Annotated in this window: 13 protein-coding genes; 2 read left to right on the forward strand and 11 right to left on the reverse strand. The window is 70.7% G+C overall.

What is annotated here, in order from left to right; all coding sequences use genetic code 11:
* Positions 1 to 28: 28 nt before the first annotated feature.
* Genes AB6V29_RS09935 through AB6V29_RS09950 form a run of 4 tightly spaced genes read right to left on the reverse strand, consistent with a single transcriptional unit; the run spans position 29 to position 4,065 of the window.
* Positions 29 to 1,693, reverse strand: a complete 1,665-nt coding sequence (locus AB6V29_RS09935; RefSeq protein ID WP_369358362.1) for a PTS mannitol transporter subunit IICB — start codon at positions 1,691 to 1,693, stop codon at positions 29 to 31.
* Between the two features lie 51 nt (positions 1,694 to 1,744).
* Positions 1,745 to 3,427 carry a phosphoenolpyruvate--protein phosphotransferase gene (gene ptsP / locus AB6V29_RS09940; RefSeq protein WP_369358364.1) on the reverse strand — a complete coding sequence of 561 codons (1,683 nt, stop codon included), beginning with the start codon at positions 3,425 to 3,427 and terminating at the stop codon, positions 1,745 to 1,747.
* Between the two features lie 15 nt (positions 3,428 to 3,442).
* Complete coding sequence (locus tag AB6V29_RS09945; RefSeq protein WP_210072145.1) at positions 3,443 to 3,718, reverse strand: HPr family phosphocarrier protein; 276 nt, start codon at positions 3,716 to 3,718, stop codon at positions 3,443 to 3,445.
* A gap of 20 nt (positions 3,719 to 3,738) precedes the next feature.
* Positions 3,739 to 4,065, reverse strand: a complete 327-nt coding sequence (locus tag AB6V29_RS09950; protein ID WP_369358367.1) for a PTS sugar transporter subunit IIB — start codon at positions 4,063 to 4,065, stop codon at positions 3,739 to 3,741.
* A gap of 189 nt (positions 4,066 to 4,254) precedes the next feature.
* Here AB6V29_RS09950 and AB6V29_RS09955 point away from each other — a divergent pair, with 189 nt between their 5' ends.
* Positions 4,255 to 6,183, forward strand: coding sequence for a transcription antiterminator (locus tag AB6V29_RS09955; protein WP_369358369.1), 1,929 nt, complete (start codon positions 4,255 to 4,257; stop codon positions 6,181 to 6,183).
* 102 nt (positions 6,184 to 6,285) lie between these two features.
* Here AB6V29_RS09955 and wecB read toward each other — a convergent pair whose 3' ends face one another.
* From wecB to AB6V29_RS09980, 5 genes are read right to left on the reverse strand one after another with little or no spacing between them, the layout of a single operon-like run.
* Positions 6,286 to 7,431 carry a non-hydrolyzing UDP-N-acetylglucosamine 2-epimerase gene (gene wecB, locus AB6V29_RS09960; RefSeq protein WP_369358371.1) on the reverse strand — a complete coding sequence of 382 codons (1,146 nt, stop codon included), beginning with the start codon at positions 7,429 to 7,431 and terminating at the stop codon, positions 6,286 to 6,288.
* The gene (xrtS, locus tag AB6V29_RS09965; protein WP_369358372.1) at positions 7,428 to 8,162 is read right to left on the reverse strand and encodes an exosortase S; all 735 of its coding nucleotides are present in this window, start codon (positions 8,160 to 8,162) and stop codon (positions 7,428 to 7,430) included. Before xrtS ends, wecB begins: the two co-directional genes overlap by 4 nt.
* Positions 8,159 to 9,523 carry a glycosyltransferase gene (locus AB6V29_RS09970; RefSeq protein ID WP_267786332.1) on the reverse strand — a complete coding sequence of 455 codons (1,365 nt, stop codon included), beginning with the start codon at positions 9,521 to 9,523 and terminating at the stop codon, positions 8,159 to 8,161. Before AB6V29_RS09970 ends, xrtS begins: the two co-directional genes overlap by 4 nt.
* Entirely contained in the window at positions 9,520 to 9,714 is a 195-nt protein-coding gene (locus AB6V29_RS09975) for a hypothetical protein (RefSeq protein ID WP_116238539.1), read from the reverse strand. The genes AB6V29_RS09970 and AB6V29_RS09975 overlap by 4 nt, the downstream gene beginning before the upstream one ends.
* Before the next feature lie 4 nt (positions 9,715 to 9,718).
* On the reverse strand, positions 9,719 to 11,077 hold the full coding sequence (locus tag AB6V29_RS09980; protein ID WP_369358374.1) for a choice-of-anchor G family protein: 1,359 nt from the start codon (positions 11,075 to 11,077) through the stop codon (positions 9,719 to 9,721).
* Between the two features lie 428 nt (positions 11,078 to 11,505).
* Here AB6V29_RS09980 and AB6V29_RS09985 point away from each other — a divergent pair, with 428 nt between their 5' ends.
* The gene (locus AB6V29_RS09985; protein WP_267786335.1) at positions 11,506 to 13,710 is read left to right on the forward strand and encodes a LuxR family transcriptional regulator; all 2,205 of its coding nucleotides are present in this window, start codon (positions 11,506 to 11,508) and stop codon (positions 13,708 to 13,710) included.
* Between the two features lie 204 nt (positions 13,711 to 13,914).
* Here AB6V29_RS09985 and AB6V29_RS09990 read toward each other — a convergent pair whose 3' ends face one another.
* Positions 13,915 to 15,588, reverse strand: coding sequence for a phospho-sugar mutase (locus AB6V29_RS09990; protein WP_307315473.1), 1,674 nt, complete (start codon positions 15,586 to 15,588; stop codon positions 13,915 to 13,917).
* The gene (locus AB6V29_RS09995; protein ID WP_307315476.1) at positions 15,585 to 16,418 is read right to left on the reverse strand and encodes a purine-nucleoside phosphorylase; all 834 of its coding nucleotides are present in this window, start codon (positions 16,416 to 16,418) and stop codon (positions 15,585 to 15,587) included. The genes AB6V29_RS09990 and AB6V29_RS09995 overlap by 4 nt, the downstream gene beginning before the upstream one ends.
* Positions 16,419 to 16,436: the final 18 nt, after the last annotated feature.

Raw genomic sequence — 16,436 nt, forward strand, 5'->3', positions numbered from 1 at the left:
ACGCACCGACCCCTGGCGTGCTAGGGGATTACTTGGCCTCGTGCTGAGCGCGCACCATCTCCACGACCTCGTCGTACTTCGGCGAGTTCATGAAGTTGTCGACCGACACGTGGAGCGAGTCGGGCGACTGCGCCTTGGCGCGGTCGGTGAGCTGGTTCTGCGTGATGACCAGGTCGGCGGAGCCGTCGAGGTTCGCGATCGCCTGGTTGGTGACCGTGACGCCGTCGATGCCGGCCTTCTTGATCTTGTTGCGCAGGACGCTGGCGCCCATGGCCGAGGAGCCCATGCCGGCGTCGCAGGCGAACACGATGTTGTTCAGCTGCTTGGTCGCCACGGTTCCCGCGGCGCCGCCGAGGACGGCGTCGACATCGCGGTCGGCCGCCTCGGTCGTGCCCGAGCCGGTCGTGCCGGCGGCACGGGTGCGGAGGGCGCCGAGGGCCGAGGACTCCTTGCCCTTGTTGGCCGCGGTCTGGTCGATCGCGGCGGCGAAGCTGTCGCCCTCGGCCTCCTGGTCGCGCTTGCGCGAGGCGCGGAGGATGACGCCGGCCACCAGGAAGGTCACCGCGGCGGCCACGACGACCGACAGGTAGACCACGAGGAGGTTGGCGGGACCGGCGCCGATGGCGGCGACGGTGACGGCGATGATGCTGCCGGGAGCGGCAGGGAAGGCCAGGCCGCCCTGGAAGATCATGTTCGTCGCGACACCCGAGGCACCACCGGCGATCAGCGCAAGGATCGTCATGGGCTTCGCGAGGGCGTACGGGAAGTAGATCTCGTGGATGCCGCCGAGGAACTGGATGATGATCGCGCCGGGGGCCGACGCCTTCGCCGCGCCGACACCGAAGAAGGTGAAGGCGAGCAGCAGACCCAGGCCGGGGCCGGGGTTCGCCTCGATGAGGAACAGGATCGACTTGCCCGACTCCGCCGCCTGCTCGATGCCGAGAGGGGTGAAGACACCGTGGTTGATCGCGTTGTTGAGGAACAACACCTTGGCCGGCTCGACGATGATCGACAGCACCGGGAGCAGGTTGAACTGCACGAGGAACGCGACGATGCTGCCGAGGACCGCGCTGATACCGAGGAAGACCGGGCCGAAGGCGAAGAAGCCGACGATCGCGAGGATCATTCCGAGGATGCCGGCGGAGAAGTTGTTCACGAGCATCTCGAAGCCGGGGCGGATCTTGCCGTCCCACAGCTTGTCCATCTGCTTGGTGACCCAGGCCGCGAGCGGGCCCATGATCATCGCGCCGAGGAACATCGGGATGTTGGTGCCGACGATGACGCCCATCACTGCGATCGTGGCGACCACGCCACCGCGCGCGCCGTAGACGATGCGCCCACCGGTGTTGGCGATGAGCAGCGGCAGCAGGTACGTGATCATGACGCTGACCAGGCCGACGTAGCCCTGGTAGGTGCCGCCGTCCGCGTTCGCGGTCAGCGCGGTCATGGCGCCCGGCCAGTTGATGGTCGCGGCGTCGCCGCCGCCGCCGAGGATCTCGGCGACCGGAGCCCAGTGCCAGCCGAAGGGGCTGTTGGCACCGAAGAAGCCGGCGGGGATGAAGAGCATGGTGATGAAACCCCATGCGATGAATGCCGCGATGTTCGGCATGATCATGCCGGAGAGGAACGTGCCGAATCGCTGAACCGCGATCCGAGCCCCTCCCGGCTTCTTGGTGGGTGACGTCGTCGTCATTGCTGTGTCTCCTTGACTGGCTGCACGGCCGGAGCCGCGGTGGGGGGCGGCTTACGCCGCCGAGTGGGCGGAGGCTGCCTGGGCGGCCTCTCGGGCAGAGGCCGCGTCATCCGCGGCCAGGGCGGCCTCGGCGATGCGACGGGCATCGTCGAGAGAGTGGGTGAGCAAGGTGGCGCGCACGTCGGCGAGGGCCGTGGGAGCCATCGACAGCGTGGTGGCGCCGAGACCGACCAGCACGACAGCGAGCAGCGGGTCGGCCGCCGCCTCGCCGCAGATGCCGACGGGCTTGTCGTGAGCGCGACCGGCGGCCCCGACCTCGCGGATGAGGCGCAGCACGGCCGGGTGCCACGGGTCCTGGAACGACGCGACCGAGCCGAGCAGGCGGTCCGCGGCGAGCGTGTACTGCGTCAGGTCGTTGGTGCCGATCGAGGCGAAATCCGCGATCTGCAGGATCCGGTCGGCCAGCAGCGCCGACGAGGGCACCTCGACCATCACACCGGTGGTCTTCAGGCCGTAGTCCTTCGCCAGTGCGGTGAAGTAACGGGTCTCCTCGACGGTCGAGACCATCGGCGCCATGACCCAGAGGTCGGCCGGGCCCGCCTCGGAAGCCCGGGTCGCGGCATCCGCTTCCGCCAGGGCGGTGAGCTGCTCGCGCAGGATGTCCTCGCTCGCGCGGAGGGCGCGCAGGCCCCGCAGGCCCAGCGCCGGGTTCTCTTCGTGCGCGTCGTTGAGGAAGGGCAGCGGCTTGTCGGCGCCAGCGTCGAGCACACGCACGACGACCTTCTTGCCGGGGAAAGCGCTGAGCAGTTCGATGTAGGCGGCGCGCTGCTCCTCGACGGTGGGCGCGGAGCTCGAGCTGAGGAAGAGGAACTCGGTGCGGAACAGACCCACGCCCTCGGCGCCGAGCTCGACGGCCTCGGCCGCGCCGCCGGGCTTGCCGAGGTTCGCGAGCAGGGGGACCTTCGTGCCGTCGGAGAGGGCGCCGTCGGTGATGGGGGCGGATGCCGCGGTCCTGCGGGCGTCGGCGCGGTTCTGCGCGCGGGCGAGGTCGTCGTCGGTGGGATCGACGGTGACGACACCTGCGGCGGCGTCCACGATGACGGACTGCCCGTCGACGAGGTCTTTCGCGCCGGCCGCGCCGACGACGGCGACGATCGACTTCTCTCGGGCCAGGATCGCCGTGTGCGAGGTGGGACCGCCCTCGGTCGTGATCAGGGCGAGCACCTTCTCGAGGTCGAGCAGGGCGGTGTCGGCGGGTGCCAGATCCTTGGCGACCAGCACGAAGGGGTGGCCCGGATCCGGGATGCCGGGAGCTGCGACCCCGCGCAGACGCGCGATGACCCGCTGGGCGACGTCGTCGAGGTCGGCGGCACGCTCACCCAGATAGCCGCCGAGGGCCACGAGCTGCTCGCGGAAGGAGGAGAAGGCATCGTGCACGGCGAACTCGCCGGTCTTCCCGGCCGCCAGACGGCTGTCGACCTCGGCCTCGAGCGTGGGGTCCTCGGCGATCATCGCCTGCGCCTCGAGCACGTCGCGCGCAGCTCCCCCGGCCTGGGCGCCGCGGGCTTCGAGCTCACGGGCGACGGCGCCGATGGCCTCGCGCACGCGCGCGGTCTCGTCTTCGACCGAGAGCTCGCTCTTCGCGTCCTTCGGGGCGGGCAGGGGCTCTGCCATGCGCGCGATGGGTCCCTGGGCGACGCCCAGTCCGATTCCGACTCCACGGAGTTCCGTCATGGTGCTGTGTTTCCTTTACTCGGCGTCGTGGTCGGTGGTCAGAAGCTCCGCGAGGCGCTCCAACGTCGCTTCGGCGGTGTCGCCGTCGGCGGTGAGGGTCACGTAGTCGCCCTGCTCGAGCCCGAGAGCGATGATCCCGAGGATGCTCGCGGCGTTGATGGGCTTGCCGGCGTCTTTGGCGAGGGTCACGGGGATACCGGAGTCCTTCGCCGCCTGGGCGAAGAGCTTCGCGGGGCGCGCGTGCAGGCCGTGCGACGATCCGATGCGGACGGTGCGGGTCAAGTGGGGCATGGTGTCCTCTCCGTCGTTTTTCAGATCGTGTCCGCGGGCTGGCGGGATCGCAGGGCGTCCTCGACCAGGGCGAGGGTTCGGGTGCCGCTGTGGTCGGTGAAGACATCGTCGGGAAGCAGCACCACGCTCACGCCGCGGGGCGTGGCTTGGAGGCGGATGTCCTCGAGCTCGAGGGCCAGGTGCGGACCCACCAGCACGATGTCGGCCGCGTCCAGGTCGATCGGGAGGGACTGCGAGGTTCCCGCCGACGCGGAGTAGTCCAGGCCCTTCTCGTGGGCAGCGCGACGAACGCGTTGCGCGACGAACGTGCTCGACGCACCCGCTCCACACACCACGAGGATCTTCATCGACCGGCCTTTCTTCCTCTCGATTGTCCGCACCCCGCTCACAGCGGACAACCAGGTTCGTTTCCCACCCCCCGGAACGCGGATGCCGTGACCTTTCCGCTGCGAGCGTGCACGCTCCTGCGCCCGGTGCGGGAGGGCGTGAAAGGATGGACGAATCGCCGCTCACCGGTGCGGCGCGGAGGACGGATCGTGACGACGAAAGCTCGCCAAGACCGCCTGCTGGCCCTGTTGCTGCGGGACGGGGAATGGTCGACCGCGGCATCGCTCGCCGACGCCCTCGGGGTGACCCCGCGCAGCATCCGTTCCTACGTCACGGCGATCAACGCGCGCGTCCCGGGCGGCGCGGCGATCGAGTCCGGTCCGCTGGGCTATCGCGCGGGGACGGCGGCGGCCGCGGCCCTTCGTGCCCTCACCGGAACGGATGCCGGCACCCCCCGCGACCGCCTCCACACCCTCGTGCGCCGATTGCTGGATTCCGCCGAGGGGATCGACGTCTACGACACGGCGGACGCCCTGCACGTCAGCGCGGCGACCCTCGAGGCCGACCTGTCCCGGGTCCGGGGACTGCTCGGCGGAACCGAGCTCACCCTCGAGCGCTCGGCATCCACCGCTCGCCTGCGCGGAACCGAGGTCGCCCAGCGCCGCCTGTTGTCGAAGCTCGCCCACGACGAGATGGACGCCGGACTCTTCGACCTCGACGCCCTGCGCCGCACGCTCGGCGAGCAGTCGGTCGGGGCGCGCGCCTTCGGGCCGTTCAAAGCCGAGCTCGTCGCGGAACTCGGGGCGCTGGGCTACTACGTCAACGAGATCGGCATCGGCGACGTCGTGATGCACATCGCGATCGCCGCCGACCGCACCACTCGCGACCGCGCCCTCGGCTCTCCCGGCGGCGACTCCTCGGACGCGGCGGCCGCCGTGGTCGACGTGCTCGACCGGCTCACCCTGAAGCACATCGGCGTCCAGCTCGGCTCGGGCGATCTGCGGCATCTCGCGACCCTGGTGCTGACGCGCATCGTCGCCCCGGGATCCCCGGGCGGAGACGGCGTGCGTGCTCGCCTGGATCCCTCGGTCGAGACGGCCGTGCGACGGGTCGTCGAGAATGCGGCATCCGAGTTCCTCGTCGACATCGCACACGACGACTTCATCCTGCGCCTGGCGCTGCACGTGCAGAACCTGCTGCACCGATCGCGTGAGCAGGCGTGGTCGCGCAACCCGCTGACGCGGTCGCTGAAGTCGACGTACCCGATGATCTTCGAGGTCGCGGTGTACATCGCGAAGGGGCTGCAGGACGGTCTCGGCATCCCGATCCTCGACGACGAGATCGCCTACATCGCGATGCACGTCGGCGGGCGACTGGAGCGCAGTCGTCGGGCCGATCAGCTGCTGACGGCGACGATCGTGTGCCCGGGGTACTACGAACTGCACGAGCTGCTGCGTTCGAGCGTCGACCGCTCGCTCGGTCAGGCCATCGAGGTCGTCGGCGTCGAGACCCGCATCGACCCGGCGTGGGACTCGATCGAGACCGACCTCGTGCTCACGACCATCGATCCGCCACGTCCGGGGGACCGGTTCGTACGTATCCAGCCGTTCCTCACCGACGCCGACGTCGAGCGGGTGCAGGCCGCGGCCGGGCGTATCCGCCGCGGTCGCCGCCTCGCCCGTCTCCGGGCCGAGCTCGAGCGGTACTTCACGCCCGAGGCTTTCGTGCGGGGGGTGGATGCCGCCGAGGGCGAGGCGGGCGTCATCCGGCGTCTCGGCGGCATGCTGGTCGAGCAGAACGTGATCGACGAGGCGTACGTCGCCCGGGCGGTGGAGCGCGAGGCGATCTCGTCCACGGCGTTCACCGACGCTCTCGCCGTTCCGCACGCGATGGGCATGACCGCGACCCAGACCCGCATCGCGATCGGCATCGCCGACCCCTCGATCGCCTGGGGCGAGGGCCGCGTGCAGGTGGTGGCGCTCGTCGCTTTCAGCGAGACCGACCGCGAGGCGTTCCAGACGGTGTTCGAGCAGTTCGTCGAGGTCTTCAGCGAGCGCGACAGCGTGCAGCGCATCGTTCGCCGCGGCACGGACTTCGCGGCTTTCCTGGACGAACTGGTCGCGGTGATCGACGGCTGACCGCGCGCGGCCGGCCGGGGCTCGGACTCCGCCGGTCGGCGGACGCGATGCGCTTGCGGGCGGGGAGAGCTCGTCCGCGATCGCGGGGCGCTCCCGCGAGCGTCAGCCCGCCAGGGCATCGGAGCGTGCGACACCGAGCAGGCGCTCGATCGCGTCGGCCGCTCGCGGGGCTGCCCGGCCATCGCCGTAGAGCTCCCGGGCACGAGACATACGGGCGTGTGCGGCGGGGTCGTCGAGCAGGGTGGCAAGTTCGGCGGCGACCACCTCCCGGCGTGTGCCGATGAGCCGCGCGGCTCCGGCCTCGACCCCCTCTCCGCGCTCGGTGGTGTCCCGCACGACCAGGGCGGGCACGCCGAGCGCGGGAGCCTCCTCCTGCACCCCGCCCGAGTCCGTGACCACGCAATGAGCGCGGGCGAGCAGGCGACCGAACTGGGCGTAGGGCAGAGGTTCGCACAGGATCACGCGATCGGTGTCGCCCACAGCCGAGAGGACCTCGCGGCGTACGCGCGGGTTCGGGTGCATCGGCAGGATGGCCACGACGCCGGAGCGGGCGGTGACCGTCTCGGCCACCGCGGCCACGACGCGCGCGAGCGGGCCGTCCCACGACTCGCGCCGGTGGACCGTGACGAGCACGATCCTTTCCCACCCGTTCGCGATCTCCTCCATCGCGGGATCGTCGAAGCGCTGCGGATGCGTCCTCTGCCAGCGGAGGGCATCGATACCGGTGTTGCCCGTGACCACGATGTCGTCGGGGGCGACCCCCTCGGCGCGGAGGTTGGCGGCCGCGCTGTCGGTCGGTGCGAGATGAAGCGAGGCCAGTGGCGCGATCAGCCGGCGGTTGCCTTCCTCGGGGAAGGGCGAGCGCAGATCGCCCGATCGCAGCCCGGCCTCCAGGTGGATCACGCGCGACCCCGCGTAGTACGCCGCGACGGCGGCGAGCGCGGCACTGGCGGTGTCTCCCTGCACGACGACGGCATCCGGGGCCGCCTCCGCCCAGCGGTGCGCGAGGGCGGCGAAGATCGCGGACGATGTCTCGGCGAGCGATGCCCCGCTCCGAAAGACATCGAGGTCGACGTCGGGCGCGATACCGAACGACGCGTTGACCTCGTCGGCCATCTGCCGGTGCTGACCGGTGACGGTCACGGTCGTGCGCGCGGAACTGCGTCGCCGGAGTTCCGCGACCAGCGGCGCGCACTTCACCGCCTCCGGGCGGGTGCCGTACACGACATCGATCCAGGGACGACTCATCGGCGGTCCTTTCTGCCCGGTCCGGTACCGGTGCGGCGTCGGTCGCGGCGAAGGGGTGCCGCAACATCGGGGTGATCGGCGGGGGGCGTGGCACTTCTGGCCGTCGACGTGGTCGTGGAGCCGTCTCGTCGGACGGGGTGCGAGGCGCCCCCGGCGCGTGCGCGACCTCGTCGTCCGACGTCGGGATCCGCAACGCCTCGCCGCGGGGACTCGCGCAGGGCGATGCGCAATACGAGAAGGATCGCGGCGATGAAGCCGGCGATGACGAAGAGCGAGCCGAGGTAGCGATGCACGAGGTCGAAGCCCTCGCGCCCGTATCCGCTGTACGCCCACGCGGCGGAGCCGAAACGGATCATGTTGCTGGCCACGGCGACGGCCACGCCGACGGCGAGACCCAGAACGACCCGCGCGGAGCGTGCGCGCGTCACCCCCAGCACGGCGGCGGCCAGGAGGACCAACGGAACGACGAGGACGGTCGTCGAGCACAGAGCCGTGATCGAGAGTCCCGCGACCTCGGGGGTGCCGATGCCGAAGTACACGATCGAGCCCGACGCGACCGCGCGACCGGGGGTGAGCGCGGCGACGACGGCGCGCGCGAGCTGTGCCTCGGCCCGACGCGTGTCGGCTTCCGCGATGACCAACAGTGCCGCGATCGCGAGCAGAAGCGCCACCAGTAGCGTGCGATGGGCCCGACCCGCGCGGGGGAGGGAGACGGCCGCGGCGACGCTCACGACTCGACCGCCAGCAGAAGGCGTCCGGCCTCGGCGTTGCGGCGTGTCTTCGTCCACCCGCGCCGCCCCGTCAGCATGCGGCCGAACGCGCGGATCACGCAGACGTAGCTCTGGTACATGTACAGCCAGTAGCCCAGCCCCCACACCGCCGCACGCCAGAGCGGGTGTCGCTCCTCGCGCAGCACGTACACGAGCGGCCAGAGCGAGAACGGCAGGATGCCGGTGAGCACCCACAGCGGCAGGATCCACGTGGACGACGAGACCCAGCTGAGGATGCCACCGGGCGCGAGGGCCCCCGAAACGAGCATCGCCACGGCCACGCTGGGCCACAGCACCGATCCGGCGAGCTGGATATAGGGGATCGCGAGGAAGTACGCCGCCTCGAGGGCGCCGGCATTGGTGAAATGACGTGACGAGAAGATGCGCGGGAGGTACCGTGCGCACTGCAGTCCGCCCTGGCACCATCGCGTGCGCTGCGTGAGCAGTCGACGCGCCGAGGGGAGTGCTTCCTGTGAGACCCACGTGTCGTGGACGTACACCGTCCGATATCCGGCGAGCATGATCCGCAGCCCCACCTCGTAGTCCTCGAGCAGCGCATCGCCCCACGGTTCCCCCTTCGCCGACGAGGCCGCACGGAGGGCACTCAGACGGGTGAACTGCCCGTTTCCGCCGAGACCGACCGAGACCGTGCGCATCCGCAGGACCTGCATCGCCGCGATCGTGGTGCGGAACTCGATGTCCTGCATCCTCACGAGGTAGCGAGCCCACGCCTGAGCGAGACGACCCCGTCCCCCCAGGGGTGCGGGGTCGTCTCTGTTGCTCATCCGCACCGCGACCTGCACGGCACCGACGTCGGCTGAGCCGAAGGCGGTGGGGCCCGACGCCTGACGGAGGGCGTTCGGGGCGAGGGATCCATCGGCGTCGAGGACGATCACGATGGTGCGATCGTCTTCGACACCGCCCTCGCCCCGGGACGCCCGCCAGTGCATCAGCTGCGCGTAGGCGGCGTTGAGGGCCGCCCCTTTGCCGGTGCGAGCGTCGGGGAGGCGGCGGATCACCGCGTGCACGAAGCAGTCGCCGGCGGCGACGGTCGAGACGATGTCCCCGGTGCCGTCCGTGCTCGCGTCATCGATGATCCACACGTGCACGTCGGGGAACCGCTCCCGCATCCTCGTCAGCGTCTCCGCGATCACGGTCGCCTCATCCCGGCAGGGGATGAAGGCGTGCCACTCGAACTCCCGACGGTCGCCGCCGCGAGCGCGCCTCCGACGAGCGAACGGGACGACGATGAGCGTCGTGTAGGTCAGGAACATCACCAGGAACACGAACGAGAGCGAGAAGAGGATGTCGAGAGGGTTCACGAGTTTCGTCGGGCCTCTCCGGATGCCGCCGCCTCGTCGCCGTGACCGCGCAGCCACGCCGAGCGCCACGCCAGGAGTGCGCCGAGCAGGGCCGCGCCGGCCCCGACGACGACGAGCGTCGCCGTCGGGGCCGTCGAGCCGGTGACCGCAAGGATCGCGGCCCCTCCGCCCATCGCGCCGTTGCGGTACATCGCGTCAGCCCCGGATGGATGCCGCACGGGCACGACGACGCAACGCGATCCCGGCCAGAACGATCGCACCGACGCCGATGAACCCGCCGGCCAGGGCTGACGACTCGGGCCCGGCGACCGGAACGGCGAGCTGTCCGGCGTTGGGACCGACCGTCGCGTTCGCGAGGTTCACGCTGGCCACCGACCCGGAGGGACCGAGGCCCAGACGCAGCGCGGTCTGCGTGAACGAACCGTCCGAACCGGTCGACTGCACGTTGACCTGCATCTGTGCCAGTTGCGTCAGCGCATTGCTGAGCGGGGTGACGACGGTGCTGCTGATCCCGTTCAGCGCCGGCACGATCGTCGCCTTCGCGGTGTCGACGGCCGCTTGCAGGGCGATGCCCGCAGCCGCGGTGAAGATGTTCGACCGCAGGTTCGTGGCGAGGGCGCTCGCCGCGTTCAGCACACCGTCGACCTGGCTGACGATCTTGTTCGCCACGGCCTGCGGGACGTACGAGAGCAGGTCGGTGCCCGGCGGCAGAGCGTTGACGCTGGAGACACCGGCGGCCGAGGTCAGGTCGTCGAGCGTCAGCTGGACCGTGCCCGACGAGAACGGATTCGTCAGTCCCGCACCGCTGGTGTTCGCGAGCGCGATCAGCGTGTTCAGCGCCGGGTTGATGATGCCGAGCACACCGGAGACGATCGTGCCGTCGACCACGAAACCGGCGTCGGAGAGGACGTACTGACCGGTCTGCGTGCCGTCGGCGGCTTGCTGGGCGGAGGCGGCCAGCACACCCAGATCGACTTTCAGCCCGACGGGCGCCGACGACGATCCCAGCCGGAAGGTCGCCGACTGGTTCGCGGACGGCGAGCCGACGTTCGAGGGCGTGACCGTGCCCGCGCCGATGAGGCTGGGGGCAGCCGAGACGGCACCGGAGAACGCGGAAGAACTGCCGTCGTCGCGCGCCTGGGCGTACTGGCCGACAGCGCCGAGCTGGATGATCCCGTTGTCGCCGAAGAGGTTCGTCGATCCCGCCGACAGGCCGACGAGGCCCGCGATCGCCGAGGCGTCGAGCGGCTGGTCGGTGGTGACGTCGCCGCTGGCATCGGGGTTGACCGCCTGCGCTCCCCTCAAGGCGAGGGCGTTGTCGAGCACGTTCGTCCCGAGCAGGGACGTCTCGACGAGCCGCCCGGTGCCCTGTGAGACGACGGCTGCAGCTTGGGCGCTGGTCGCCGGGATGAGCAGAGCGGCGGCGATGGCGACCGCACCTGCGGTCCGCGTCGTGCGCCGCACCCGGCCGTAGGACGTTGATGATCCGGTGGTCATGGTGTCTTCTTCCTGGTCAATCCGCGCGCCGTGGAGCCCGCGATCGGGTCGGGTCATGCGGGTCGTGGTGACGCTAGGGGCTCGCAGAGATCGGCACATCGGTGTGGCACACGTAACGTTCCGGAGGGGGCTCTCAGCGTGGTGCTCGGTATGGCTGCGCAAACACTGATGCCTCTCAGTGACCAGGGAGACGCGCGGAATTCGGTGTAGGAACGGAGGGGGGTGCCGCCTCGCGTACCCCTAGTACAAGGGGGTTGCAAACAATGAGTGGTGCTCGAACATTCGTAGGGCGCTCGGTGGAACGAGCCCTGGCGGTAGCCGCCTTCAGCCGGAATCGGAGCGTGTTCGTGACAGGCCCCAGCCGGAGCGGGCGCTCAACGCTCCTGACGTCGGTCGTGAGGGATCTGGCCCGGCCCACGGTTTTCCTGGAACGTCGTCCGAACGGCGTGACACGGTGCGGTCCCCGCACGACGGACCGGCATCCGGTGACGGGGGAGGACGATGTCGCCGCTCTGATCGACGCGCTCGCCCACGACATCCCTCTCGTCGTCGACGACCTGGACCTGCTCCCGTACCCGGTGCTGGCCCCGCTCATCGACGCCTTCCGCACGACGCCGACCGTCTTCCTGGCCGCCATGTCGCCTCGTCATGTCGTGGCGTCGGCGAGTGCGGAGCGATGGGAGACACTGCGCCCGATGTTCGATCAGTCCGAGGCCCTCGCCATACCCTTGCCGCCGCTGTCTCTGCGCGAGACGGCGGATCTCGGCGATGCCCTGCGCACGGCCCGCTACGGGGCCGATCGCGCGGACGACGCCTGGCACATGGCGCTGCACCACCTCAGCGGGGGGAGCCCGGCCCTCGTGCGCGAGATCGTCGAGGCGGCGGCGGCCCGCGGGCGTCTTCATGCGCTTCTCCCGATCGATCCCCAGACTGACGCTCTCCCGGGGGCGGTCGTGGCATCCGCGATGAAGATGCTTGCTCCCCTGGACGCTCGTGAGCGACGGATCCTCGCGGCCCTGGCCGAGCTCGGGCCCGTGCCCAACGGGCATCTCGGGTCGATCGTTGCCTCTGACGTCCTTGCGCGGCTGCACGACGGCGGCCTGCTGTCGGCGGGGGCGGATCCCAGTACCTCCGCCGTGAGCGGTGTGATCGCGCGGATGGTGACCGATTCGAGCGATCTCGGCAATTTCGACGACGAGCGGCGAGCGCTGGCGCGAGAATTGCTCCTTCTCTCCCGGCACTCGTCGCGTCTGACGCCGGGGGAGGAGAAGTTCTGCGCGCGGTGGGCCGACGCCGCGGGCGACGCGTCGCTCGAGAAGGCCCTCGCCCGGATTCTTCCGCGGGCAGCGCTTGCGCTCGCGCGGTCGAGTTCGCCCTGTGAGGCCCTGCCCGTCGCGGAAAGAGTGCTCGAGGCGAAGCCCGATGCGACCGCGTTCTCCGCGCTCATCCTCGCCCGCGTCGCTCTCGGGGAGTACTCCGAGGCCGAACGTCTGCTGGATCACTACCCCGTTCCCACGACGAAGGAGGAGCGCGAGGGGGCTCTCCACGTGCACGTGAGCGTCCTGTTCGCCACCTGCACGGGGATCGACGCGGCCCTGGAGCGGCTGCGGACCTTGGCCGACTGGGCCCCTGACGACGAGGCATGGCGGCTTCGGCTGGAGTGCTCGGTCAACGCCCTGTCGTTGTCCAGCGGGTCGGCCCCCGATCTTCCGGACGACCTGACCATGCTGGACCCCCACGCGGACGAGGAGACGGTCAGTCTGACCGAGGCGTGTCAGGCGGCCTTCGAGGCCTCGCGCGGCGACAGCGCGAGAGTGCACGAGCTCCTGCACCGACGGCATCAGACGCACGGGATGGACGTGGAGTCCAACTTCACGGTCTTCCGGCTGCACGCCTTCGCCCTGATGATGCTCGGAGAGGATCTGGACCTGGTCCAGAGGGCCACGCGGCGTCGCCTGCTGGTCGCACGGTGGGAGGACCGGCAAGACGATGTGGCGCTGCTCGCTCTCACGGACGCGTCGATCCAGGTCATCCGGGGTCGACCTGCGGACGCCCTGCTGAGCCTGGGACTCATCGACGGGAGCCCCACGGAGCCGGTACGCATCTGGTGCGAGGTCGTCCGCGCGGCGGCGCTCGTCGTCAACGGCGATCTCGTGCACGCCGCCGCCGCCATCGAGCGCATCGACGCCGTCTCCGAGGACTGGGGTCGTGGGGGGTTCGGTGCCGTTCGCGACACCGTGTGCGCGCTGTTCGACGCCGCGAGTCGTCGGCCGCTCGCGGCCGCTGCGCGAGCGGAACGGGTGCTCGAACAAGCCCAGCGGACGATGCCGATCCTCGTGCCCGTGCTCCTGCGCTTCCAGTTGCAGAGCGGAGTCCCGGCCGAGGAGGTTCTCGAGCGTGCCGAGCTCCTCACCCAGCAGCTCGACATCGCCTCGCTGCACGCCTTCGTGGACGAGTTGCGAACGATGACCGGACGCGACGTGGCGCGCTTGGAAGTGTTGACCGCGCGCGAGAGGGAGGTCGTCCAGTTCGCCGCGTCGGGGTTCTCGAACGCCGAGATCGCCGCTCGCCTGAGTCTGTCGGTCCGAACCGTCGAATCCCACCTGCACCACGCGCGAACACGACTGGGGATGGGGCGTTACGAGAGGTTCTCGTCCGTGCCCGCCTCACTGGCGGCCGGCAGCCGCTGAGTCGACGGCGCCTACGGGGCGCACGCCGACCGACGTGGTGGTCCCGGGGCCCGCGATCGGGGGGGGGGGGGGGCTCCCTTGGTTTGGGGGGGGGCGGGGGAGTTCCTGGGGGCGGGGCGGCGATAAAGCGGGGGCGGCCAGGGGGGCGGGCGCAGCCGATCCACACCCCCCGCCCCCGAAACCCGGGCCGCGCCACGACGCTCGTCAGCTACGTGCGGCGACGAGCAACTCCTCGGCGCCGGCGCGCAGCGCCGTCAGACGACGATTGGCCTTCTTGGCCGAACCCGCGTGTACATCGAGGTACAGCTTGAGCTTCGGCTCGGTGCCGCTGGGGCGAACGATCAGGCGCGAGCCGTCCTCGAGCCACAGGCGCAGCACGTCGCCGGGCGGCAGCCCGTCCACCCCGAGGAGCAGATCGTCGATGCGGCTCACGCCGACCTCGCCGACCGCGACGGGCGGATGAGCACGCAGGGATGCCATGATCCCGGCGATCTCGCTCACATCGGTGACCCGGATCGAGATCTGGTCGCTCGCAAAGGCCTCGAACGTCTCCCGGAACTCACGGAGCAGGTCCGCGACGGTACGGCCCTGGGCTCGGGCGTCGGCGGCCATGCCCAGCAGTGCGATCGCGGCGGAGATCCCGTCCTTGTCGCGGACGACGTCGGGGTTCACGAGGTAGCCCAGCGCCTCCTCGAAGCCGAAGACGATCCCCGGTGCACGCGAGATCCACTTGAACCCGGTGAGTGTCGCGCGGAAGTCGAGACCGTAGTGCTCGGCCACCGCCTGCAGACCGGGCGACGAGACGAGAGAGCAGGCCAGAGTGCCGCCCGTTCCGGCCGAGGCCGCGGCGCGCGCCGCACGCCAGCCCAACAGCAGACCGATCTCGTTGCCGCTCAACCGGCGCCATCCGCCCTCGGTCTCGGCATCCGGGATCGCGACGGCGAGGCGGTCGGCATCCGGATCGTTCGCGATGACCAGCTCGGCGTCGGACACCCGCGCCGTCTCGAACGCGAGGTCCATCGCGCCGGGTTCCTCGGGATTGGGGAAGGCCACCGTCGGGAAGCGTCCGTCGGGGTGGATCTGCGCCTCGACGAGCACCGGCGCGGGGTATCCGGCCTGCGTCAGCACGCGCGAGAAGGTCTCCCATCCCACGCCGTGCATCGCGGTGTACGCCCAGCGCAGTCCCGAGGCTCCCGCGGGCGCCGGGGCCACCTCGGCGGTGGACGCGATGTACGCCTCGACGACGGACTCGGGGGCGTTGGCGTACCCGACCGAGCGCGGTAGCACCGTGACGTCACCGGCGTCGGCGATGCGCTGGATGTGGGCGGCGATCTCGGCGTCGGCCGGCGACACGATCTGAGCGCCCTGGTCGTCGCCGCCGAGGTAGACCTTGTACCCGTTGTCGTCCGGCGGGTTATGGCTGGCGGTGACCATCACGCCGGCATCGGCGCCCAGGTGCCGCACCGCGAAGGCGAGTACGGGAGTGGGCAGCAGTCGGGGCAGCAGGATCGCATTCAGGCCCGCCCCGGCGAAGATCTCGACCGAGTCGCGCGCGAACACGTCGGAGTTGCGCCGACCGTCGTAGCCGACCACGACGGTCGGCGCCTCGCCGGACGAGCGCTCGTTCAGGTACGCGGCGAAGCCCGCGGCGGCCTGGGCCACGAGCACACGGTTCATGCGGTTCGATCCCGCCCCGAGAGTGCCGCGCAGCCCGGCGGTGCCGAAGGCCAGACGGGTCGCGAAGCGGTCCTCGAGGTCGGCGGTCGCCTCGGCATCCCCGCCCTCGACGCGTGCGATGAGCTGTGTCAGCTCGTCACGGGTCACGGCATCCGGGTCCTGCGCGAGCCAGGCGCGGGCGGCGGACAGGTACTCGCTCACAGCGAGCCGATCACGCGGGCCAGCAGCGCCGAGATGACCGGCTCGGCCTCGCGGCCGGCTTCGAGCACCTCGGCGTGGCTGAGCGGGGTCTGCTGGATGCCGGCGGCCAGGTTCGTGATGAGCGAGAAGCCGAGGATCTCCATGCCCGCCTGGCGTGCCGCGATGGCCTCGAGGGCCGTGGACATCCCGACGATGTGGCCGCCGATGGCCTTGGCCATCTGCACCTCGGCGGGGGTCTCGTAGTGGGGCCCTCGGAACTGCGTGTAGACGCCCTCGTCGAGCGTGGGGTCGATCTCGCGCGCGATCGCGCGCAGGCGCTTGGAGTACAGGTCGGTGAGGTCGACGAAGGTCGCGCCCTCGAGCGGCGAGTCGGCGGTGAGGTTGATGTGGTCGCTGATGAGCACGGGTTGACCGGGCTTCCACGTCTCGCGGATGCCGCCGGCCCCGTTGGTGAGGATCATCGTGGTCGCGCCCGTCGCCGCGGCCGTGCGCACGCTGTGCACGACCCGTCGGACGCCGTGGCCCTCGTAGTAGTGTGTGCGCGCGCCGATGACGAGCACGTTCTTACCGCCCGGGGTGCGGACGCTGCGGAGCGTGCCGACGTGCCCCTCGAGAGCGGGCTTGCTGAAGCCGGTGACCTCGGTGGCCGGGAACGACGCCGTCTCTTCGCCGATGAGTTCGGCGGCGCGGCCCCAGCCCGACCCGAGGGTCACGGCGATGTCGTGGTGCTCGACGCCCGAGAGACGGGCGATGTCGGCCGCTGCGGCCGTGGCGACCTCGAACGGGTCGACCGCCGGGTCATCGAGCGGGTGAGAAGTGCTGTTGGACATTCCCCCACTCTAGAAACT

Origin of the sequence: Microbacterium sp. 20-116, from assembly GCF_041079415.1 — a bacterium.
In the GTDB taxonomy this organism is placed as follows: domain Bacteria; phylum Actinomycetota; class Actinomycetes; order Actinomycetales; family Microbacteriaceae; genus Microbacterium.

Bases quoted from the DNA above. Each gene is read 5' to 3' on its own strand.
- AB6V29_RS09935 (WP_369358362.1), bottom strand. From the start codon at position 1,693: ATGACGACGACGTCACCCACCAAGAAGCCGGGAGGGGCTCGGATCGCG.
- ptsP (WP_369358364.1), bottom strand. From the start codon at position 3,427: ATGACGGAACTCCGTGGAGTCGGAATCGGACTGGGCGTCGCCCAGGGA.
- AB6V29_RS09945 (WP_210072145.1), bottom strand. From the start codon at position 3,718: ATGCCCCACTTGACCCGCACCGTCCGCATCGGATCGTCGCACGGCCTG.
- AB6V29_RS09950 (WP_369358367.1), bottom strand. From the start codon at position 4,065: ATGAAGATCCTCGTGGTGTGTGGAGCGGGTGCGTCGAGCACGTTCGTC.
- wecB (WP_369358371.1), bottom strand. From the start codon at position 7,431: ATGAGTCGTCCCTGGATCGATGTCGTGTACGGCACCCGCCCGGAGGCG.
- AB6V29_RS09975 (WP_116238539.1), bottom strand. From the start codon at position 9,714: ATGTACCGCAACGGCGCGATGGGCGGAGGGGCCGCGATCCTTGCGGTC.
- AB6V29_RS09980 (WP_369358374.1), bottom strand. From the start codon at position 11,077: ATGACCCGACCCGATCGCGGGCTCCACGGCGCGCGGATTGACCAGGAA.
- AB6V29_RS09995 (WP_307315476.1), bottom strand. From the start codon at position 16,418: ATGTCCAACAGCACTTCTCACCCGCTCGATGACCCGGCGGTCGACCCG.